The sequence below is a fragment of the Streptomyces sp. NPDC001410 genome (assembly GCF_042895235.1).
GTDB lineage: Bacteria > Actinomycetota > Actinomycetes > Streptomycetales > Streptomycetaceae > Streptomyces.
In genome coordinates this window covers 80,780-100,210 of the sequence record NZ_JBIAWE010000019.1, presented here as the reverse complement: position 1 = coordinate 100,210, position 19,431 = coordinate 80,780, and the positions used below count along the sequence as shown (strand labels likewise).

Sequence of the window (19,431 nt, the reverse complement as noted above, 5' to 3'; positions counted from 1 at the left end):
AGGGGGGCAAATCTCCGTCCGGAGATCGAGGCCGGACCCTTGAGCAACACGCTGGGCTTGGGGTTTCCTCGTCCACATACGCACCAGGGCCCGGCCTCGGGAGGCACCCCGAGGCCGGGCCGGTGCGCGGGGCGGGGTGGGTCCGGCCGCACACGCTTCGGCCGGGCTCACCCCTCATGCGTCACGAGAACCGCTCGACGCATCCCGCGATGGCAGTGACCGCCGTGAGGAACAGTGCCGCCAGCTGCACCCAGTCGGACTTCCGGCGCCCACGGCACCGCCCCCGCCTCGTCGATCGCTCCATCAGGTCCGGTCTCCCCTCTCGATGTGACCAACCTGCCCACCACGGGCAGGCGTTGGGGGAGGGACACGGCCGGACGTCACGCAACATACCGGCGCGCCAGGTGGCCGCACGACCGAGCGCCACCTTTCGCCAGCCTTCGCCACTGGGCAGTTCGAGGAGTGATCACACGCGTCCGCCAACGTCTCTGTTCGGACAACAATCGGCAACTCTGGCCACAGCCGCCCCGCATCCGCTTACAGTTCCTCTGCGACGTGTTTTTGAACGCGTTCAACGGGGAAAAACGGGGAGGATTCGCGCGATGCGCAGGGGAGTCAGGGGTGCCGTCATAGGCGGCGTGTGTGCGGTCATGCTGGGCGGGGCCGGGTACGGCGCGTACAACTTCGTGTCCGCGCTGAACGGCGACGGGGGAACGGGCGGCGGCCCGGCCGTCGTGAAGAGCGGTCCGCCGAGCAGCACGGAGGTCAAGGAGACGGCCGCGAAGTTCTTCGCCGCCTGGGAGAAGGGGGACGCCTCGACCGCGGCGGCCTACACCGACTTTCCCGAGGCGGCGCGGGAGCTGCTGACGGCGTACGGGGGCGACGCACACATCACCGAGGTGCACATCACGCCCGGTGCGGCCACCGGCACGACCGTGCCTTTCACGGTCAAGGCAACGGTGTCATACGGAGGGAAGACCCAACCGCTCAGCTACGAGAGCCGCTTGGACGTCGTGCGCGGGAGGACCTCGTACCGGCCTCTGGTCGACTGGCAGCCCTCCGTCGTGCATCCGCGGCTGCAGAAGGGGGACACGCTGATGACGGGCGAGTCCGCGACCCCGCCGATCGAGGCCGTCGACCGGGGCGGGAAGGTGCTCACGCCGGAGAAGTACCCGTCCCTCGGCCCGATCCTGGACGAGCTGCGCAAACGGTACGGCGACAAGGCGGGCGGCCGGTCCGGCGTGGAGCTGGTGATACGTCATGCGGGCGCAGAAGCAGGAGGAACGGGAGAAACCGGAGAAACAGGGGCCGACACGACCCTGGTGACCCTCGCCAAGGGGCGGCCCGGCAAGCTGCACACGACGCTCAGCGCGAGCGCGCAGGCGGCGGCCGAGGGCGCTGTGGAGAAGTACGCCGATTCGTCCCTCGTGGCCGTCAAGCCCAGCACGGGCGAGATCCTGGCCGTCGCCAACCACCGCAACGACGGATTCGACGCGGCCCTCCTGGGTGAACGCCCGCCCGGCTCCACCATGAAGATCATCAGCGCGGCGGCCCTCATTGACAACGGCCTGACCACCGCGAACGGCCCGGCGCCCTGCCCGCCCTCCGCCGTCTCCGAGAGCCAGACCTTCCAGAACCTCAAGGGCCTCACCCCGGACGAGCACGCCACGCTCTCCGACAGCTTCGCGCGCTCCTGCAACACGGCGTTCGTGAAGTTCGCGGACGAGGTCGAGGTGGACACCCTCACCAAGGAGGCCCAGGAGCGGTTCGGGCTGGGGCAGAACAACTGGCGGATCGGTGTCCCGTCCTTCGACGGCCGGGTTCCCGCCGCCGGTGGCTCCGACACCGCGGCCGCCCTGATCGGCCAGGGCCAGGTCCAGATGAGCCCGCTGAACATGGCCTCCGTGACGGCGACCGCGATGACCGGCACCTTCCGACAGCCGGTGATCGTGCCGCTGAGCCTGGACCACCGCGAACCGGCACGCGCGCGCGGACTGTCCCAGAGCACCGTCCAGCAGCTGCGCGCCATGATGAATCGCACAGCGACCAGTGGCACCGCGGCCGGGGTCATGTCCGGGCTCGGCGGGAACATCGGCGCGAAGACCGGCTCGGCGGAGGCCGACGGGCAGGCGAAGTCGGACAGTTGGTTCACCGGGTACCGGAACGACGTCGCCGCCGCGGCCATGGTCCAGGACGGCGGACACGGCATCGACGCGGCCGGGCCGATTGTCGCAAGTGTGCTACGGAATGCGGGCTGACATCACCCGCAAAGCCGGGGACCTTACCGTGGGTGCCGTCGTTGGGGAGTGTGAGGGCTGCGGGGACCCTGGGGAAAGCGCGGAGGAACTGAGGAAGTGGGCAAGAGAAGGCGCGTCGCCGAGCGACGGAAGACCAACCCCGCCGTGCTCGGCGGGATGATCGCCGTGGTCGTCGTCGGCGCCGGGTTCGGCGTCTACGCGCTCACCGACGGCGGCGCGTCGGCCGACGAGCAGTCGTCCACGGCCGACCACAAGGCCGTCAAGACCGGACCGCTCACCGCCGCCGAGGTCCGCACGGCCTCCACCCGCTTCCTCACCGCCTGGCAGCAGGGCCGGACCACCGAGGCGGCGGCCGCCACCGACGACCCGTCCGCCGCCACCGCACTGCTCACCGGCTACACCAAGGACGCCCACCTGAAGGACGTCACGCTCACCGCCGGCGCCGCCACCGGCGCCAAGGTGCCGTTCTCCGTCAAGGCGACGGTGTCGTACCAGAGCCTCAGCAAGCCGCTCGCGTACGGAAGTTCGCTCACCGTGGTGCGGCGGCCGAGCGACGGAGAGCCGCTGGTCGACTGGCACGACTCGGTGGTCCACCCGGACCTGAAGGACGGCGACACGCTCGTCACCGGCGAGTCCGGCACCCCGCCGGTCAAGGCGCTGGACCGCGACGGCGGGGAACTGACGACCGCCGAGTACCCGTCGCTGGGCACGGTCCTGGACGGGCTGCGGGAGAAGTACGGCAAGAAGGCGGGCGGCAAGGCGGGCGTGGAGCTGCGCGTCGTGCGCGGCAAGGCGTCGGAGGCGGCCAAGCTGTCCGACAAGACGCTCGTGGAGCTGAGCAAGGGTACGCCGGGCACGGTGAAGACGACGCTGAGCCCGACGCTTCAGGCGGCCGCCGAGAAGCAGGTCGAGACGCGGGCGCGGGCCTCGGTGGTGGTCCTGCGGCCGTCGACCGGTGAGATCCTCGCGGTCGCCAACAGCGGGCACGGCTTCAACACCGCCTTCCAGGGCTCCCTGGCGCCCGGCTCCACGATGAAGATCGTGACGTCGACGATGCTGTTCGAGAAGGGGCTCGTCACCCCCGAGGCATCGCACCCCTGCCCCAAGAAGTACAAGCTCGCCGGCTGGACGTTCCACAACGACGCCGACTCCGAGATCAAGAAGGGCACGTTCAAGCTGAGCTTCGGGGCCTCCTGCAACAACGCCTTCATCAATTTCGCGCCGAAGCTGTCCAACAGCGACCTGACGAAGGAGGCGCAGGAGGTCTACGGCCTCGGCCTGAACAACTGGGCCATCGGCGTCCCGTCGTTCGACGGCGCCGTCCCGGTGCAGAGCGGCGCGCAGATGGGCGCCTCGCTGATCGGGCAGGGCGGGGTGCGCATGAACCCGCTGAACATGGCGTCGGTGGCGGCGACGGTGGAGTCGGGCGTCTTCCGCCAGCCGTACCTGGTGGCCCCCACGGTGGACCACCGCACGCTGGCGAAGGCCTCGCGCACCATGTCGTCGAAGACGCAGGCCCAGCTGAAGGACGTCATGCAGTACACGGCGGCGTACGGCACGGCGGCCAAGGCGATGTCGGGCCTCGGCCCGGACTACGGCGCGAAGACGGGCTCCGCCGAGGTCGACGGCCAGAAGAAGCCGAACGGCTGGCTCACCGCGTACCGGGGCGACCTCGCCGCGGCGGGCGTGGTCCAGGCTGGCGGCCACGGCGGCGACACGGCTGGTCCGATCGTCGCGGCGCTGCTGAAAATGGGCGGCTGAGCAAGGCGGCCGAGCAGGGCGGCCGAGGCGAGCGGCTGAGCTGGACGGTCGAGCGGTCCGGGAGGCGTCAGCGGCCGACGGGCTCGGCGGTGTACGTCCGGCGCAGGAACCGGAGCAGCGTCTTCGACTCGAACTGCACCACCTCCACGCCGTGTGCGGAGTGGAACTCCACGACGGCCTGGACGCGCCCGCAGGGCCACACGCGTACGTCGCCGCTCTCGGCCGGCGACCGCAGTCCCCGTTCGAGCAGCGCACGCGAGAAGGTCCACTCGTGGTGCGGTCCGGGCAGGCCGACCCGGACCGATCGTGGATCGGTGTCGGGGTCGTACCGCAGCATGACGGGTACGGCCCCCGGGTCCTCCTCGTCCGTGACGATGTGGGCGCGCGCGTACTGCTCGACTACAGACATCGGACCGCCCTCTCACGTTCTGTGACCTACGCGGAAGTCGTGCGTCCGCTTTCCATCCAATGTGCCATATTTTCCGGTTCGCGCCCGGCGAGGGAGCGAGACTACGTCTCTCTTGCAAAAGGTTCGCAACAAGCCTCTAAAATCGTACGGTGCACGTACCTGACGGATTCATCGACGCCCCCGCCTCCGCGGTCACCGGAGTGGTCGCCGCCGGCGCCCTCGCGGTGAGCCTGCGCGGCGCCCGCCGCGAGCTCGACGAGCGGACGGCCCCGCTGGCCGGCCTGGTGGCGGCGTTCATCTTCGCCGTACAGATGCTGAACTTCCCGGTGGCGGCAGGCACCAGCGGCCACTTGCTGGGCGGTGCACTCGCCGCGATCCTGGTCGGCCCGTACACGGGCGTGCTGTGTGTGTCGGTCGTGCTGCTCATGCAGGGCGTGCTGTTCGCCGACGGCGGGCTGACCGCGCTCGGCGTGAACATCACCGACATGGCGATCGTCACGACCGTGGTGTCGTACGCCGTCTTCCGCGCGTTGCTCGCCGTACTGCCGCGCAAGCGGCGCTCGGTCACCGTCGCCTCCTTCGTGGCCGCGCTGGTCTCCGTGCCGGCCGCCGCCGTCGCCTTCACGCTCATGTACGCGGTCGGCGGCACCACGGACGTCGCCATCGGCAAGGTGGCGACCGCGATGATCGGCGTCCATGTGCTGATCGGCATCGGCGAGGCCGTGATCACCGCGCTCACGGTGAGCGCCGTCATCGCCGTCCGCCCGGATCTGGTGCACGGCGCGCGCGGCCTGCAGCAGCGGCTCAAGCTGCGCGTGAACGGCACGCTGGTGGACGCTCCGGCGCCCACGGCACCCGTCGCGGCGCGCACCTCCCGGCGCACCCTGTGGATCTCCGGACTGGTCGCGTCGCTGGTGCTCGCCGGCTTCGTGAGCTTCTACGCCTCCGCCGACCCCGACGGCCTGGAGAAGGTCGCGCGCGACCAGGGCATCGACAAGAGGACCGAGCAGCACGCGGCGGCCGACTCCCCGCTCGCCGGCTACGGCGTCAAGGACGTCTCGAACGCCCGGCTGTCCGGCGGCGTCGCGGGCGTGATCGGCGTCGGCGTCACGGTCGTCGCGGGCAGCGCGGTGTTCTGGGCCGTGCGCAGGCGCCGCGGCGCGGACGTCTCGCCCGTGAACGTGAACACGGGCGTGTGACATGGGAGCGGGACACGCGCACCGGCTCTACCGGCACGGGCACTCCCCCGTGCACGCCCTGCCTCCGCACACCAAGCTGGCGGCCGCGTTCGCCTTCGTCGTGGTCGTGGTGTCCACCCCGCGCGAGGCGATGTGGGCGTTCGCGGCGTACGCCGTCCTGCTCGCGTACGTCGCGTACCGCGCGCGCGTGCCCGCCGGTTTCCTGCTCGGACGGCTGCTGATCGAGGTGCCGTTCGTGGCGTTCGCGGTCCTCATGCCGTTCGTGGCGGAGGGCGAGCGGGTGCATGTGCTGGGCCTCTCGCTCAGCGTGAACGGGCTGTGGGGCGCCTGGAACGTGCTCGCCAAGGGCACGCTCGGCGTCGCCGCCTCCGTGCTGCTGGCCGCCACCACCGAGCTGCGCGAACTGCTGCTCGGGCTGCAGCGGTTGAAGCTGCCGCCGCTGCTCGTGCAGATCGCCTCGTTCATGATCCGCTACGGCGACGTCATCACCGACGAGATGCGCCGGATGCGGATCGCCCGCGAGTCGCGCGGCTTCGAGGCGCGGGGCGTACGGCACTGGGGCGTGCTCGCCAAGTCCGCCGGCGCGCTGTTCATCCGCTCCTACGAGCGCGGGGAGCGCGTGCACCTGGCCATGGTGAGCCGGGGGTACGCCGGCTCGATGCCGGTCATCGACGAGGTGACCGCGTCCCGGGCCGAGTGGTCGTACGCCCTCGCACTCCCCTGCGCCGCCCTCGTCGTCCGTCTGCTGGGATGGGTCCTGTGAGTACTGCTTCCCTGGAGGTCTCCGGCCTCGCGTTCGCCTATCCCGACGGCCATCAGGCCCTGTTCGGCGTGGACTTCTCGATCGGGCGCGGCGAACGGGTCGCGCTGCTCGGCCCGAACGGCGCCGGCAAGACCACCCTCGTCCTGCACCTGAACGGCATCCTGGGCGGCGGCACCGGCACGGTGACCGTGGCCGGGCTGCCGGTCGGCAGGCAGCACATGGCGGCGATCCGGCAGAAGGTCGGCATCGTCTTCCAGGACCCCGACGACCAGCTGTTCATGCCGACCGTGCGGGAGGACGTGGCGTTCGGGCCGGCCGCCGCCGGAATCAAGGGGGCGGCGCTGGAGGAGCGGGTGCGCACGGCCCTGGAGCAGGTCGGCATGCAGGACTTCGCCGACCGGCCGCCGCACCACCTGTCCTTCGGCCAGCGCCGCCGGGTCGCGGTCGCGACCGTGCTCGCGATGGAGCCGGAGATCCTGGTCCTGGACGAGCCGTCCTCCAACCTCGACCCGGCCTCCCGGCGTGAACTCGCCGACATCCTGCGCTCCCTGGACGTGACGGTCCTCATGGTCACGCACGACCTGCCGTACGCCCTGGAGCTGTGCCCGCGCTCGCTGATCCTGAGCGACGGCGTGATCGCGGCGGACGGCCCGACCGGCGAGCTGCTCTGCGACGACGCCCTGATGCGGGCGCACCGGCTGGAGCTGCCGTTCGGCTTCGCCCCGAAGTCCGTGACAATGGGCGCGTGACGCGTCAAGACGACCGAGACGACAAAGGGGCCGCCGGGTCGCTGCTGCTGGACGACCAGCTGTGCTTCGCGCTGTACGCGGCACAGCGCGCCGTGACCGCCGCGTACCGCCCGCTCCTCGACGACCTGGGGCTCACCTACCCGCAGTACCTCGTGCTGCTGGTCCTGTGGGAGCGCGGTGAGACCAGCGTGAAGGAGCTGGCGGGCGCCCTGCGCCTGGACTACGGCACCGTCTCGCCGCTGCTGAAGCGGCTGGAGGGGGCGGGCCTGGTGCACAGGGAGCGCGCGGCGGACGACGAGCGCTCGGTGCTCGTCGCGTGCACCGGGCGCGGGGAGCAGCTCAAGGAGCGCGCGGCTCGCGTGCCCGGCGCGCTGCTCACGACCACGGGGCTGGAAACGCAGGAGATCACGCGGTTGCGCGAGGAGCTGTGGAAGCTCACCGAGCGCGCCGACGCGGCGGCCGACCGGCGCTGATCTCGCGTTACCCCCGGTTGCCACCCCCTGGCGACGCAGACCGACCTACCGGCCGGTACCTTGTGCGCGATGTACTTGTGCGCCACTTGTCCCGGGGGAGGCCAACCTTGACCGATGTCACCGCTGACACCGCTGACACCGCTGTCGACACCCGTCCGACGAAGATCATGTACGTCGCCGAGGCAACCGCCCACGGTGGCCGGGACGGCTACGTCACCAGTCAGGACGGCCAGATCGAGCTGAAGGTCGCGATGCCCCCGGAGCTGGGCGGGGACGGCAACGGCACCAACCCCGAGCAGCTGTTCGCGGCCGGCTACAGCTCCTGCTTCCACAACGCGCTGATCCTGGTCGGCAACCGCGCGGGCTACGACCTGACCGGCTCCACGGTGGCCGCGAAGGTCGGCATCGGCCCGAACAAGCACCACGGCTACGGCCTCGCGGTCGCCCTCAGCGTCTCGCTGCCGGTCCTGGACCGGGAGATCGCGGAGAAGCTGGTGGACGCGGCGCACGAGGTGTGCCCGTACTCGAACGCGACCCGAGGCAACATCGACGTAACGATCCTCCTCGGCTAGCGCAGCAAAGGAATCCCAGGCTGACAGTGGGTGTTGCATGCGCTGTCAAAGGTGAGCCGAAAGGGATGAGCGGGCGTGGACGTGAACGGCGTGGTGGCCGAGGGCTTCGAGCCGGTCAGGGAGGCGTTCGCGGCGAACTTCGCGCTGCTCGGGGAGCGTGGCGCGGCCGTCGCCGTGTACCGGGACGGCCACAAGGTCGTCGACCTCTGGGGCGGCACCAGGGACGTGGACGGTACGGCCCCCTGGGAGCACGGCACCGCACAGGTCGTGCGCTCCGCGACCAAGGGCGTCGCCGCGGCCGCGCTCCTGCTGCTGCACCAACGCGGCGAACTGGACCTGGACGCCCCGGTCGGCACGTACTGGCCCGAGTACAAGGCGGCCGGCAAGGAGCGCACGCTCGTCCGGCACCTGCTCGCGCACCGCGCCGGCGTGCCCGTACTGGACCGCCCGCTGACTCCCGAGGAGGCGGCCGATCCCGACCTCGGGGCGGCGGCCGTCGCCGCGCAGGCACCGGTGTGGGAGCCGGGCGCGGACCACGGCTACCACGCGCAGACCTACAGCTGGCTCACCGGCGAGCTGGTCCGGCGGATCACCGGGCGGCCGGTGGGCGCGTGGGTGGCGGACGAGATGGCCGCGCCGGCCGGCGCCGACCTGTGGCTCGGCCTGCCCGTGGCGGAGCAGGCGCGCGTGGGCCGCGTCGGTCCCGTGGAGGCACCCCAGACGTCGGGCGCGCTGAAGACCCGCCCGAAGCGGTCCGTGTCCGAGGCCTACGCCGCCCCGGACTCCCTCACCCGGCGCGCCTTCGCCGCGATCACCCCGCTCCCGGACGAGAACGCGCCCGCCTACCGCGCGGCCGCCCTGCCCGCCTCCAACGGCATCGCCACCGCCGACGGCCTGGCGCGCTTCTACGGCTCGCTCATCGGTGAAGTGGACGGCGGCACGCGTCTGTTCACCCCCCGGACCATGGAACTGGCCCGCGCCGAGCAGTCCGCCGGACCGGACCGGATCCTCGTCGTGGGCACACGGTTCGGCCTCGGCTACATGCTGCACGGCAGCGCGTCCCCGCTGCTCTCCCCCGGTTCCTTCGGCCACCCGGGCCGGGGCGGCGCCCTCGCGTTCGCCGACCCGGAGACGGGCGTCGCCTTCGGCTATGTCACCAACGGATTCAGGAAGAGCGTGACGGCGGACCCGAGGGCGCAGGCGCTGGTGCGGGCGGTGCGTACGGCGCTCGCGTAGGGCGCTTGCTCAGGGCGCGTGCGGCGCCGCACGCGCCCTTTGGGCGTCACACGTTGATCGGGTGCGAGGTCCGGCCGGACGCCGCATCGATCTCCCCATGGGCCTTGGTCAGCAACTCCATGGCCAGTTCGTTGAGCGCGCGGGCGCCCGCTATCTCCTCGCCGACCCGTGGCTGGTTCGAGTCGACGCGGTGTCGGCTCGCGCTCCCATGGGCCCGGACCTCGCTGCCGTCGGGCAAGCGCACCAGGGCGACGGCGCGCGTGTGCGTGTCGTCTTCCTGGAATTCCAGCTCCACGTGCCAACCCACAGCGGTGTGCATCATGTCGACCACCTCCGGAGAACCACTGATACCAGGGTGCTCCCGCGCGCGCGGAACGTCATGCGGAGGCCCGATCGGTCCCGTCGCGGCCTTTGGGCCGGCCCAGTCGGCCGGCTCAGTCGCCCGGCTCAGTCGGCCGGCTCAGTCGCCCGGCTTCTCGTCGAAGCTGGCGAAGTAGGCGGCGGCCATGTCCTCGTCGCCGTGCCCCTGCGCGGCGGCCCGGGCGAGCCGTTCGGCCGTCGCGGCGGCGACGTCGAGCCGGACCCCGCCCCGCTCGCCCGCCTGCACGATGAGCCGGGCGTCCTTCGCTGCGGTGGCCACGGCGAACGACGCCGGGGACAGCTTCCCGTCGAGCACCAAAGTGGCCTTGGCCCGCAGGTACCCCATGTCGAGCGGCCCGCCCCGGATCAGTTCGAAGAAGTCCTGCGGGTCGACGCCGAGGGCCTGGCAGAGGGCCAGCACCTCACCCGCCGCCGCGGTGGCCGTGAGGACCCAGCTGTTGGCGACCAGCTTCAGCCGGCTGGCGCTGCCCGCCGCCCCGTCCGTACCGGTCCACACGGTCCTGGCGCCGACCGCGTCGAACACGGGCGTGACCGTCTTCCGGCCCTCCTCGGGCCCGGCGGCCAGCACGGTCAGCTGACCGGCCTCGGCGGGCTGGCGGGTGCCGAGGACGGGGGCGTCGTAGAACACCAGCCCGTGCTCGTCCGCGAAGCCGGCCAGGTCGGCGAGCAGTTCGACCCCGGCGGTGGTGCACTGCGCCCACACCGTGCCCGGACGTAGCGCCGGGGCGGCCTCGCGCATGACCTCCAGGACGGCGTTGCCGTCGTACAGCATGGTCAGCACGGCGTCGGCGCCCTCGACGGCCTCGGCGGGCGTTTCCGTGGCCCGGATCCCGTTCGCGGCCAGCGGCTCGGCCTTCTCGCGGGTGCGGTTCCACGCCCGGACCTCGAATCCGGCGCGGGCGAGGTTGCGGGCCATGGCGGCGCCCATGATGCCGGTGCCCAGGACACTGACGGTCGGCTTGTCGGTCATTGACGGCTCCCTGTCGTACGGTTCCTGCCCTCGTCGTCCGCGATCATCTTCGTACGGACGACCCTCAGGACCGCTCCTTTCCGGTGGCGGCGCGGACCAGTCCGTCCAGCCTGGCCTGGTGGCCGTCAGCTCCGCTGGAAGAACTCCACCTCCGCCAGGGCCAGGTGGCGGCCCCGGGTCAGACCGACGGGCGAGCGGAGCACCAGGCGTACCGTCTTCGCGTCGCTGATCCCGGTGGGGATCGTCTGGGGCCCCGGTTTGTCGCTGAGGGTGACCTCCTTGCGGTGCTTCTCGCCGTCCTGTGTCGTCACCTCCATGTCCAGCTGGAGTGCGCGTGCCTGGCGGGCGTACTCCTCCGGCGACGAGGACGCGCCGTTGGTGATGATCACGTCGACCAGCCGGAACGGCTTGCGGAAGGTGTAGGTCACCGAGGCGCCCGGCCCGGGCGCGCCCCAGTAGCGGTTGCTCAGCCCGTCCGTGGTGTCCGTCGCCGGATGCCCGCGCACCTCTGCGCTCGCCTTGACCTCGGCCGGGGTCACGGACCTGGCCTTGCCCAGTTTGTCCCGGGTGTCCTCGAACAGGGCGCGTCCGGCCGGCAGCAGCAGGAAGGCGCCAGCGCACAGCGCCAGTACGACGGCCAGGATCACGAAGAACCGGAACGCGCGGCCGGAGCCCGCGCGGGTCCGGCGGCGGAACGGCCATACCGTTCGCCACCACGGCAGCGGGGCGGGCTTCGCTGCGGGCGTCAGCTCGGCGGCGCAGCGTCGGCAGAAACGGCGTTCCGGCTGGTTGAGGGTGCCGCAGGCGGGGCAGGGGCGTCCCGTTCCTTCGTCCGGCGCGGCGACTGGTCGTACGACGGGGCGGGGGGCCACGGGCTTCGCGGGGCGTACGGGGCCGATGGGGTCCGGCGCCGGTGCGGGTGCCTGCGGCGCGCGGGCCGGGATGGTGGGAGCAGGTGGAGTGGGGGGTATGGCGGCCTCGGCTTCGCCTTCGGCCGGGTTGTTCCCACCCGCACCACCCGTGCGGATTTCGTCGTCGAGTGCGGGTGGCCCCTGTGGGGCGTCCTCGCCGTCGGCGGCCGGCGGTTCGTTCGTCGTGGCAGCGGCGGGGCCGCGGGTTGCGGGCGGTTCGTCCGCGGCGGATTGGGGCGGAGGGGTGGTCTCGGTGCGGCCGGGGGCGGCGCCGGAGCCCTCGGTATCCGGGGTGCTCGTCCCCCTCGCCTCACCGCGACCGCGGCCGGTCAGCCGGTCGCGCAGCGATGAGGTGCGGGTGCGCGCGGCGGGCGCCGGGGTGGGCGTGGAGGCGGGCGCGGACGCGGAGGCGGACTCGGACGGAGGCTCCGAGGACGGGGGCGACGGCTCCGGCGGCGCAGGTGTACCCGGGGTCGATGGCTGCGGCGGCGCCGCACGTGTACCCGAGGCCGGCCGCCCCGGCGCCGCACGCGTACCCGAAGCCGACAGCCCAGGTGCCTCACCCGTACCCGAGGCCGGCCGCCCCGGCGCCGCACGTGTACCCGAGGCCGGCGGCCCAGGTGCCGGAGATGTGTTCGGCGCGGGCGGCTCCGCGGCTGTCGGCGAAGGCGTGCTGGAGTCGGACCAGCCCAAGTACGCGCCGCAGTTGCCGCAGAAGTCGTCCGTGGGGTCGTTGGACGCCCCGCACGCGGGACACGCGCGCATGACGTCACCTCCCTTCGTCGGCGGGCGGGGCGGGCAGGGCCTCCACCCGGAAGGCCATGTGCACCGGGCACATGGCCCGGACGATCTCGCGGACCCTGACCACGTCGACCCTGACCACGTCGACCCGCGCCTCGCGGGCCGGCCACACCCGGACCAGGACCTCGGCGCCCGGGTCCGGCGGTAGCTCGGCACCCGCGGTGCTCGACCACGTCGCGCCGCCGTCGCCGGTCACCTCGGCGTGCACGCCGAGCGCGAGGTGCAGGGCCTCGACCAGGCCACGCCTGGTGCCGCGCCACCGGTGCAGCTCCACCGCGCGGACGACCGCCTCGCGGCGCAGTTCCACGGGCCACTGCGGGTCGTCCGCTACGCCCACCCACGACGCCAGCCAGGCCAGGAAGTCGGTCGGGGTCACCCGGGGGTCGAGGTAGGCGGGCAGGTTGTCGAGGGTCGCGAACACCGGGGCGAGGACGGTGTCGAGACCGGCGGTGAAGCGTTGCGCGAAGTCGTCGTCGGCGTACAGGGCGGGCAGTTGCTCGCCGATCGGGTACCTGCTCGGCAGGCCGGGCACGGCGGCGCGGCTCATCCCCGCGCCTCCGGATCGACGGCCGTGACGACCACCTGGTGCTGGTAGGAGAAGACCAGCGCGCCCGGGGCCACGTCGATGCGGTCCGACGGGGCGCCGCGCCGGCCGGTGATCGGGTCGGCGGGGAACAGCCGGATCTCCTCCACCAGCGCATTGCCGGTGGCGCGCTGCAGGACGCCGAAGACGTCGCCGTACTGCACCGGCCGCCCGAACGGCCAGCCGGTGCCGTCCGGACCGCCGTTCAGCGGGTTGAGGTGCCGGAACAGCGCGTCCAGCGCCGCGTCGCGCACCCGGTCGGTGTCGCCCGGCGCCGCCGCGAGCCGAGCCACCACGGTGACGCCCTGGTACACCGGCGGCTCCACCACGAGGCGGGTGCCGATCAGGCGCCGCTCGTCGAGGCTCTTGGTGATCGCTTCGAGCACCTGGTCCGAGGGGATCAGCTGCTCGAAGCGGAGCCGGTCGTCGCCCTCGTCGGCCACCGCGTCCGGCACCACCAGGACCCGTACCGCGCCCGGACCGTCCGCGGCGGGCAGACAGCGGACCCGGCGTACCGAGGGCGCGGCCTGGCGGCTGATGATCTCGTAGTCCTCGGCGGTCACCGCGCGCTCCTGCATGCGCAGCACCTCCGGCGCCCGCAGCTTGGCGTTGGCGACGGTCTCCCCGGCGACGCCGCCCCGGGCCGCCTCCCGGTTGGTGACCCGGGCGACGTACGGGACGGAGCTGCGCAGCACGGAGATCGCGCCGCGGGCGACGTTGCCCGCCGGGCCGCCGCCGGTGCGGTAGCGGGCCACCCGTATCTGGGCGCCCTTGGGCGGTACGGCACCGCACTGCCGCAGCGTGCCGTCCGGTTCGCGCAGCGCCGGAGGGAAGGTGAACTCCCCGGTGGTGGCGTCCACGCGGACGTGCGCGTCGGTGGGGCCGGAGCGGCCGAAGTGCTCCACCACCTCCCAGCGCTGCCACCCCTCGGCCGAGGACACCTCGACCACGGGGGGCTCGCCGTCGAGGAGGACCGGCGGGCGGCCGAGCCGGAACGTCTGCCCCGAGACCCCTTCCGAGGCGCCGAGCGGCACATCGGTCACGGTCTCCGCGTGCTCGACGGACATGGTGCCGCCCACGGTGAACACGGCCGCCTCGCGCACCGTCGGGGACTCCGAGTAGAACGGCTGGCCCGGCTCCGCCTCGGTCACCCGGCAGCGCAGCCAGCCGGCCCGGATCCCGCCGATCACCGACGCCGTGTGCCCGGCCGGTACGTACACGATGACCTCGCCGGGCCGGTTCAGCCCGCCGGTGGTGTCGGTGCCGGTCTCGCAGCGCTGCCAGCCGCCGCCGTCCCAGGCCTCCCACACGAGCGGGGGCTGGCGCGGGTCCACGCCGACGCCCTCCACGCGGCTGTCCAGGCGCACCGCGACGACACAGCGCGGCACCGCCGCCGGCAGGCCGAACAGCAGCGCGTCGCCCGGCTCCGGTGCCGCCTGGAAGCAGGGAATGTCGTGGCCCTCGGCGAGCACGGCCGTCCGGTCGGTCTGCTGACCGGACCGGGGTGCGGTCAGCAGGCGTATCAACTCGCTGGGGACGATGCGCAGTTCGTCCGTGGTCGTGAACACCACGGCCTCGTCAGTCTCGCCGCCCGCGGTGGTCACCTCGGTGCCCGCAGGCAGCGCGACCGTGTCGGGCTGCGGCGCCGAGAGCCAGAAGTCGACGTCGGCGTGGGCCGCGGTGGGCGGGAACAGACGGATGTCCAACAGGTCGAGGAACGCGGTGTAGTTCTTGTCCGGGACCCGGTTCAGCCGGTACAGCAACTGGTCCACGAGGTAGGCGAACGTCTCGATCAGGGTGACGCCCGGGTCGGAGACGTTGTGGTCGGTCCACTCCGGGGCGCGCTGCTGCACGTACCGCTTGGCCTCGTCGACGAGTTGCTGGAACCGCCGGTCGTCCAGGTTCGGGGAGGGCAGGGCCATCAGTGAGCGCCCGCTTCCTCGGCCCCCTCCTCGGAGGGGATCGTGTAGAAGGGAAAGACCAGGTTGCGCCGGTCGTTGGTGGAACGCACCGTGTAGTGCACGTCGATGTAGAGGGTGCCGTCCTCGACGGCGTCGAAGGCGACCACCACGTCGTCCACCGCGATGCGCGGCTCCCACCGCTCCAGGGCCTCGCGCACCTGCTGCGCGATGCGTCCGGCGGTGGCTCCGTCACCGGGGGCGAAAACGTAGTCGTGGATGCCGCAGCCGAACTCGGGTCGCATGGGGCGCTCGCCGGGCGCGGTGCCGAGCACCAGGCGGATCGCCTCCTCGATCTCCCGCTCCCGTTCGACCATGGCGATCCCGCCGGTCGGCCCGACCCGCAGCGGGAACGCCCAGCCACGGCCGATGAACCGCTCGCTCATCACACACCGCCGATCAGGACGTTCGGGGCGCCGGTCACGATCATGGCGCCGCACGTCGTCTGGTCGCGCGCCCGCGCGGCCGGCAGCCCGCCGATGAGGACGGTGCCCCGGGTGGCAGCGGCCGGGTTGGGCGTGATCACGTTGCCCGGTCCCAGGGCCGCGTGCGGCGGCACCACGCAGGTGTGCAGGCTGCCCACGACGGCGGCGGGGCGGCCGCCGATCAGCACGGTCGCCACCGCCCTGGCGGCGGCGGGCGGCGGGGTGGCGATCACCCCGCCGTGGTTGGTGGGGTCGCCGGTACGGGCTGCGGCGGGCATGCGGCGCTCCTTTCGAGTCGAGATCTCGGGGGCAGGGGGTCAGTTGATGCGGATGAGCTTGGCCTTGAGGACGCCGAGCAGACCGCCGTCGACGGTGACGTTCGAGCTGCCGCTGACGTTCACCGTGCGGCCGCCGATCTTCACGCCGACCCTGCCGTTGATGTCCACGTTCCGGCCCGACACGCTCACGTTGCCCCGCCCCGCGTCCAGGGTGATGCCCTTCCTGTCGAGCTGGACGGAGGTGAGGGGTTGCCGGCTGCCCTTCCCCGCATACACCTTCAGCTCGATCCGGTCCCGCCGGTCGTCGAGGAACACTTCGAGGCGCTCGTCGCCGGTCATCAGCCGCACCCCGGAGCGTCCTGGTGCCCTCGCGTCCAGCAGCTCCATCCGGTGCCCCGAACGCGACACGATGGAGCGGCGGTTGACCTTCCCGCTGGTCCTGTCGATCAGCGGAACGTCGTGCGGAGACGGCTTGTCCACGCCGTTGTAGAGCCCTCCGATGACGTACGGGCTGTCCAGCAGTCCCTGTTCGAAGCCCACCAGGACCTCGTCGTTGACCTCCGGGCTCACCACGCCACCGCCGCCCTTGCCGCCCCACTGCACGGTGCGCACCCAGTCGGTGACGTATGTGTCGTCCAGCCAGGGGAACTTCAGTTTCACCGAGCCGCGCTCGGAGCCGCCCGGTTCGCGTACGTCGGTCACCACGCCGATCGCAAGTCCCGGCATGCGCGGGCCGCGGGACGGCGCGTTGGCTCCGGTCACCAGGCCGGTGAGCGAGCGGTCCGGGCTGGCACTGACCCACACCGTCGTCCGGTACCCGCCCTGCGGTTCGAGGACGTGCTGTACCGCCGTCGCCGTGTACTTGCCGGAGAACGCCTTCCCGACGTTGCCGAGCGCCACGGGCTTGCCCGCCCGCAGCTTGGGGTTGCCCTCGGCCACCACCTCCAGCTCGCCGAAGCCCGCGCTGACCTGTGCGGCCACCGCGTCGGCGACCGCGGTCGTCTCGGCCTGGGTGCGGTACGGGGTGTCGGTCACGGTCAGTTTCGACGACTTGCCGAACCGGGCGGCGAACGCCGGGCTCAGGCCCGGCACCACCGTGTCACTGTTCACCGACGGCTGCCGGGACACCAGCGGCCGCTTCGTGGTGACGTCCCAGCCGCGCACCTCCACCTGCTGTGCGCCGTCCGCGGCCGACAGCGAGGCCCGCAGCGCCAGCAGGTTCCGCCCGTACTCCAGCACCATCGGGTTACGGGTGGCCGACGTCGACGGCGCGGGCGCGCCGGACGCCTTCTGCGGCTTGGTGAACTGCAGCAGCCCCTTGTCGTCGACGCGCACCAGCGCGCCGCTCTCGGCCGCCAGGAACTGCAGGAAGTCCCAGTCGGACACGTTCGCCTGCGACAGCTGCTTGTACGTGACGGGCGCTGCCTGCACGGTGCCGCAGGCCAGCCCGGCCCCGGCGGCCACCTTGCGGACGATCGCCGCCGCCGTCATGTTCCGGTACGCCACCACCTTCCGGCCGCGCTGGAGGCGGTGCGCCTTGGAGTAGGCGCGCACCACCGTGAACGAGCCCGTGCGGTCCCGGTCCAGCTCCAGGGCCGTCACCTCGCCGTTGAACAGCCGCTCGCGGGCCTGTCCGCTCACGGTCATCACGGACACCTTCAGCGGGGTGCCGATGGTGATGCCGGTCGCCGTCAGGAACTCGTGGTCGGGGTCGCGGAAGGTGAGCACCGCCGCGTCCGGCAGGCCCACGTTCTCGTCCACCACGCAACTCACCAGCTGGGCGGCCCAGATCGGCGGAAGTTCGCCGGGTGCCTCCACGACCGGGTCCGCCGCGAACGACCGGCCGCCCTGTTCCCCGGATATGCTCACCGCTCCTCCTCTGCGCCCGCGTCCCGCAGCGCCGGCACCACCAGGTCGGTGCCGGGTACGAGCGCCATCGGGTCGTCGATCTCGTTCGCCTCGGCGATGGCCCGCCAGGCCGTCGCGTCGCCGTACTCCCGCCAGGCCAGCAGGGCCAGGCTGTCGCCCGCCACGACGGTGTGCGTACTGCGGGCGGTGCGCGCGCCGGACGTCGGGTTCTGGCCCGGCGGGTCGACGCTCGCCTCCTCGATCGACAGCGCGCAGGTGGCCCGCAGCGGCTTGCCGTCCACGTCGAAGAGCGTGTACGTCACCGACAGGCTGGAGAGCACCCCGTCGAACGAGGTCGTCCGCGCGGTGCCCCACTCGAACCGCACCCACGGACTGGCCGGCTTCTTGCGGCCGAGGCTGGCCGGAGTCGGCACGCACGCCTTCATCAGCTTCTCCACCGCCAGTTCCACGGAGTTGTCGTGGGTGGCGGTGGCGTCCAGGAACACCTCCAGGCTCAGCTCACGCGGGCCGCTGCCGACGAACTCGGGCAGCGCCGACTGCCCCGCCATCCGGGACGGGGAGCGCCGCCACTCGGTGGTCTTGCGCAGCTCCAGGGTGGAGGGGTTGAACTGGAGGTTCAGCCGCGCGATCGTCCCGCCGGGCTTCGCGCCGACGGAGGCCGGGGGCTCCTTCAGCGTCAGCTGGGCCCTGGCCCGACTGGAGCGGGACGCTGGGGACATGCCGGGACTTCCTTTCCGGGACGAGGGCGAATCACTGGCTGCGGGAGGGGCGATGATGGTGCGTCAGGAAGGGCGAAGCCCCTCGTGGGCGATCTCCAGGGTCTCCACCGCGGCCTGCGAGCTGTTGGGGTCGAAGGACGGGCCCTGCCAGCGCACCGGGACGATCCCGAACACCTGCCAGCTGATGATCCGGGTCAGGTCGGGCTTCAACGCCACGATCTCGCCGTCCTTGGGCTCCACCCGCCTCAGCGTCTCGTCGAGCCACCGGGCGATCTTCGCCGTGTCGGCGGTGACCGGCCGGGTGAGCGTGATGTTCGACCAGGTCACGCGGCCGGGGAGCTGCCAGGTGAAGTCGTTGTTGCCGCCCTCCGCGTAGCTCTCCATCTCGACCTCGGCGCCCATGCCGGAGCAGGTCTGGAAGGCGCCCAGGTCGTTGCCGCCGATCGCGAGCCGGAAGAACACGCTCGTCGCGAAGATGTTGTCCGTCATCCGTCCGTCATCCGTCCGATCCGTTCCATGCCCTCAGCGGCGTCCGTCGTAGGGGCGGCCCGTGCGTTCCCGGCCGCGCCGCAGCTCGGTGCGCAGCAGCCGGGCCATCGGGTCCAGCAGGCGGCGGGCCAGGTCGTCCAGGTCGATGCCGGGGTCCTGCGGTGCCTCGGCGCGGTGGGGCGTGCGCTTGCTGGAGGCGGACAACTTGGAGGACGCGGAGGACGTGGACGACGTCGAGGACGTGGTGGACGTGCCGGACGGCTGCTGCTTGCCGCGCGCCGGGGCCGACTTGGCCGGTACGCCCTTGGACACGGTCTTCCCGGCGCCTGAGACCTCGCGCTGGACCGGGAATGCCGCCGGGCTGTTCCCGCCGGCGCCGCCCGCCGTCGATCGGGGGCCTTGCGCGACGCTCCTCGGCCGGACCACGGGAACGGTCCCTTCCGATGCGGGTGCCGGTGCCGACATGGCCGGCGGGCGGTCCGGGAGCGGCGGTGCCTGCGGGGCGGTCACCGGCAGGGGGCGCCCCGGTGCGGCGGCGGCCCGGGCGAGCGGCCCGGACGTCTCCGACCCCGGCGGTGCGGGGCGTACGACCGGGACGCGCTGGACGTTTCCCGGGGAACTGGTGCT

General features: G+C 72.5%; 20 protein-coding genes. 8 read left to right on the top strand and 12 right to left on the bottom strand.

The window, feature by feature from the left end:
- Window positions 1–602: 602 nt before the first annotated feature.
- A complete protein-coding gene (locus tag ACFY3C_RS34955; protein WP_390773653.1) occupies window positions 603–2,258 on the top strand; it encodes a penicillin-binding transpeptidase domain-containing protein in 1,656 nt (551 codons plus the stop codon).
- A gap of 96 nt (window positions 2,259–2,354) precedes the next feature.
- Entirely contained in the window at window positions 2,355–4,019 is a 1,665-nt protein-coding gene (locus ACFY3C_RS34950; RefSeq protein ID WP_390773652.1) for a penicillin-binding transpeptidase domain-containing protein, read from the top strand.
- Between the two features lie 67 nt (window positions 4,020–4,086).
- On the opposite strand, the gene ACFY3C_RS34945 is transcribed toward ACFY3C_RS34950, so the two are convergent.
- The gene (locus tag ACFY3C_RS34945) at window positions 4,087–4,428 is read right to left on the bottom strand and encodes an SsgA family sporulation/cell division regulator (protein WP_386573265.1); all 342 of its coding nucleotides are present in this window, start codon (window positions 4,426–4,428) and stop codon (window positions 4,087–4,089) included.
- Between the two features lie 149 nt (window positions 4,429–4,577).
- On the opposite strand from ACFY3C_RS34945, the gene ACFY3C_RS34940 reads away from it, so the two are divergent.
- From ACFY3C_RS34940 to ACFY3C_RS34915, 6 genes are all read left to right on the top strand, one after another.
- On the top strand, window positions 4,578–5,627 hold the full coding sequence (locus ACFY3C_RS34940; protein ID WP_386573266.1) for an energy-coupling factor ABC transporter permease: 1,050 nt from the start codon (window positions 4,578–4,580) through the stop codon (window positions 5,625–5,627).
- A gap of 1 nt (window position 5,628) precedes the next feature.
- Window positions 5,629–6,390 (top strand): cobalt ECF transporter T component CbiQ, encoded by a 762-nt coding sequence (gene cbiQ / locus ACFY3C_RS34935; RefSeq protein ID WP_386573268.1) that lies wholly within the window; start codon window positions 5,629–5,631, stop codon window positions 6,388–6,390.
- Entirely contained in the window at window positions 6,378–7,139 is a 762-nt protein-coding gene (locus ACFY3C_RS34930) for an energy-coupling factor ABC transporter ATP-binding protein (RefSeq protein ID WP_390773651.1), read from the top strand. The genes cbiQ and ACFY3C_RS34930 overlap by 13 nt, the downstream gene beginning before the upstream one ends.
- Window positions 7,136–7,612 carry a MarR family winged helix-turn-helix transcriptional regulator gene (locus ACFY3C_RS34925; RefSeq protein WP_386573270.1) on the top strand — a complete coding sequence of 159 codons (477 nt, stop codon included), beginning with the start codon at window positions 7,136–7,138 and terminating at the stop codon, window positions 7,610–7,612. Before ACFY3C_RS34930 ends, ACFY3C_RS34925 begins: the two co-directional genes overlap by 4 nt.
- 167 nt (window positions 7,613–7,779) lie before the next feature.
- Window positions 7,780–8,184 carry an organic hydroperoxide resistance protein gene (locus ACFY3C_RS34920; protein ID WP_390773715.1) on the top strand — a complete coding sequence of 135 codons (405 nt, stop codon included), beginning with the start codon at window positions 7,780–7,782 and terminating at the stop codon, window positions 8,182–8,184.
- 75 nt (window positions 8,185–8,259) lie between these two features.
- Window positions 8,260–9,420: a serine hydrolase domain-containing protein gene (locus ACFY3C_RS34915; RefSeq protein WP_390773650.1), complete on the top strand. Its 1,161-nt coding sequence runs from the start codon at window positions 8,260–8,262 to the stop codon at window positions 9,418–9,420.
- Between the two features lie 46 nt (window positions 9,421–9,466).
- Here the strand turns inward: ACFY3C_RS34915 and ACFY3C_RS34910 are convergent, their stop codons facing one another.
- The 11 genes from ACFY3C_RS34910 to ACFY3C_RS34860 all read right to left on the bottom strand — a co-directional run bounded on the left by ACFY3C_RS34910 (window position 9,467) and on the right by ACFY3C_RS34860 (window position 19,116).
- On the bottom strand, window positions 9,467–9,742 hold the full coding sequence (locus ACFY3C_RS34910; RefSeq protein WP_386573272.1) for a DUF1876 domain-containing protein: 276 nt from the start codon (window positions 9,740–9,742) through the stop codon (window positions 9,467–9,469).
- A 138-nt stretch (window positions 9,743–9,880) separates the two neighbouring features.
- The gene (locus ACFY3C_RS34905; protein WP_390773649.1) at window positions 9,881–10,771 is read right to left on the bottom strand and encodes an NAD(P)-dependent oxidoreductase; all 891 of its coding nucleotides are present in this window, start codon (window positions 10,769–10,771) and stop codon (window positions 9,881–9,883) included.
- 125 nt (window positions 10,772–10,896) lie between these two features.
- Window positions 10,897–11,643 (bottom strand): NADase-type glycan-binding domain-containing protein, encoded by a 747-nt coding sequence (locus ACFY3C_RS34900; protein WP_390773648.1) that lies wholly within the window; start codon window positions 11,641–11,643, stop codon window positions 10,897–10,899.
- An 808-nt stretch (window positions 11,644–12,451) separates the two neighbouring features.
- On the bottom strand, window positions 12,452–13,030 hold the full coding sequence (locus ACFY3C_RS34895; RefSeq protein ID WP_390773647.1) for a phage tail protein: 579 nt from the start codon (window positions 13,028–13,030) through the stop codon (window positions 12,452–12,454).
- Entirely contained in the window at window positions 13,027–14,988 is a 1,962-nt protein-coding gene (locus ACFY3C_RS34890; RefSeq protein ID WP_390773646.1) for a putative baseplate assembly protein, read from the bottom strand. Before ACFY3C_RS34890 ends, ACFY3C_RS34895 begins: the two co-directional genes overlap by 4 nt.
- Window positions 14,988–15,410, bottom strand: a complete 423-nt coding sequence (locus ACFY3C_RS34885; protein ID WP_097254132.1) for a GPW/gp25 family protein — start codon at window positions 15,408–15,410, stop codon at window positions 14,988–14,990. The genes ACFY3C_RS34890 and ACFY3C_RS34885 overlap by 1 nt, the downstream gene beginning before the upstream one ends.
- Window positions 15,410–15,727, bottom strand: a complete 318-nt coding sequence (locus ACFY3C_RS34880) for a PAAR domain-containing protein (protein ID WP_390773645.1) — start codon at window positions 15,725–15,727, stop codon at window positions 15,410–15,412. The genes ACFY3C_RS34885 and ACFY3C_RS34880 overlap by 1 nt, the downstream gene beginning before the upstream one ends.
- Before the next feature lie 39 nt (window positions 15,728–15,766).
- Window positions 15,767–17,596 carry a VgrG-related protein gene (locus ACFY3C_RS34875; RefSeq protein ID WP_390773644.1) on the bottom strand — a complete coding sequence of 610 codons (1,830 nt, stop codon included), beginning with the start codon at window positions 17,594–17,596 and terminating at the stop codon, window positions 15,767–15,769.
- On the bottom strand, window positions 17,593–18,315 hold the full coding sequence (locus ACFY3C_RS34870; RefSeq protein ID WP_390773643.1) for a LysM peptidoglycan-binding domain-containing protein: 723 nt from the start codon (window positions 18,313–18,315) through the stop codon (window positions 17,593–17,595). The genes ACFY3C_RS34875 and ACFY3C_RS34870 overlap by 4 nt, the downstream gene beginning before the upstream one ends.
- A 63-nt stretch (window positions 18,316–18,378) precedes the next feature.
- Entirely contained in the window at window positions 18,379–18,804 is a 426-nt protein-coding gene (locus ACFY3C_RS34865) for a phage tail protein (RefSeq protein WP_386573280.1), read from the bottom strand.
- 33 nt (window positions 18,805–18,837) lie between these two features.
- Window positions 18,838–19,116: a hypothetical protein gene (locus ACFY3C_RS34860; protein WP_386573281.1), complete on the bottom strand. Its 279-nt coding sequence runs from the start codon at window positions 19,114–19,116 to the stop codon at window positions 18,838–18,840.
- Between the last annotated feature and the right edge of the window lie 315 nt (window positions 19,117–19,431).

Bases quoted from the DNA above. Each gene is read 5' to 3' on its own strand.
- ACFY3C_RS34920 (WP_390773715.1), top strand. From the start codon at position 7,780: ATGTACGTCGCCGAGGCAACCGCCCACGGTGGCCGGGACGGCTACGTC.
- cbiQ (WP_386573268.1), top strand. From the start codon at position 5,629: ATGGGAGCGGGACACGCGCACCGGCTCTACCGGCACGGGCACTCCCCC.
- ACFY3C_RS34885 (WP_097254132.1), bottom strand. From the start codon at position 15,410: ATGAGCGAGCGGTTCATCGGCCGTGGCTGGGCGTTCCCGCTGCGGGTC.
- ACFY3C_RS34910 (WP_386573272.1), bottom strand. From the start codon at position 9,742: ATGATGCACACCGCTGTGGGTTGGCACGTGGAGCTGGAATTCCAGGAA.
- ACFY3C_RS34955 (WP_390773653.1), top strand. From the start codon at position 603: ATGCGCAGGGGAGTCAGGGGTGCCGTCATAGGCGGCGTGTGTGCGGTC.
- ACFY3C_RS34890 (WP_390773646.1), bottom strand. From the start codon at position 14,988: ATGGCCCTGCCCTCCCCGAACCTGGACGACCGGCGGTTCCAGCAACTC.
- ACFY3C_RS34905 (WP_390773649.1), bottom strand. From the start codon at position 10,771: ATGACCGACAAGCCGACCGTCAGTGTCCTGGGCACCGGCATCATGGGC.
- ACFY3C_RS34865 (WP_386573280.1), bottom strand. From the start codon at position 18,804: ATGACGGACAACATCTTCGCGACGAGCGTGTTCTTCCGGCTCGCGATC.
- ACFY3C_RS34880 (WP_390773645.1), bottom strand. From the start codon at position 15,727: ATGCCCGCCGCAGCCCGTACCGGCGACCCCACCAACCACGGCGGGGTG.
- ACFY3C_RS34945 (WP_386573265.1), bottom strand. From the start codon at position 4,428: ATGTCTGTAGTCGAGCAGTACGCGCGCGCCCACATCGTCACGGACGAG.
- ACFY3C_RS34870 (WP_390773643.1), bottom strand. From the start codon at position 18,315: ATGTCCCCAGCGTCCCGCTCCAGTCGGGCCAGGGCCCAGCTGACGCTG.
- ACFY3C_RS34895 (WP_390773647.1), bottom strand. From the start codon at position 13,030: ATGAGCCGCGCCGCCGTGCCCGGCCTGCCGAGCAGGTACCCGATCGGC.
- ACFY3C_RS34930 (WP_390773651.1), top strand. From the start codon at position 6,378: ATGGGTCCTGTGAGTACTGCTTCCCTGGAGGTCTCCGGCCTCGCGTTC.